Annotated in this window: 1 protein-coding gene; it reads right to left on the reverse strand. The window is 72.5% G+C overall.

Features of this window, described 5'->3' with window-relative positions; translation table 11 throughout:
* Nucleotides 1-131 precede the first annotated feature (131 nt).
* On the reverse strand, nt 132-377 hold the full coding sequence (locus tag DEIPI_RS0117500) for a hypothetical protein (protein ID WP_027482610.1): 246 nt from the start codon (nt 375-377) through the stop codon (nt 132-134).
* Nucleotides 378-389: the final 12 nt, after the last annotated feature.

Raw genomic sequence — 389 nt, forward strand, 5'->3', positions numbered from 1 at the left:
GTGGGGCCCGCCGGACCTCAGCGCGTACGCGCGCCCCGCGCCCGCCGCGTCCGAGGTCCGCCACGCGCCGGAGCCGTTCCGGAACACGTGACGGGAAGGCGCCCGGTCGGTTCCGGGCGCCTCTCCTCCCTTCAGTCGGCGAGCTCGCACTCCACGAGGGTGTGCCGCTCGTCGTCCACGTCGTCGAGGAAGCGGACGTTTCCGACCCGGTAGGTTCCGCCGTCCGCGGTGCGGATGACACCCATGCTGGTGCGTCCGGCCTCCACGTGGAACTCCACGTGGTCGCCGACGCGCAGCAGGTCGACGGAACTGTCCTCGACGGTGGACGACACGGGGTGGGCCAGGCCGGTGTTCGGGCAGCGCAGTCGGATGGACACGCGTCATCGTCG

Origin of the sequence: Deinococcus pimensis DSM 21231, from assembly GCF_000519345.1 — a bacterium.
Lineage (GTDB): Bacteria > Deinococcota > Deinococci > Deinococcales > Deinococcaceae > Deinococcus_A > Deinococcus_A pimensis.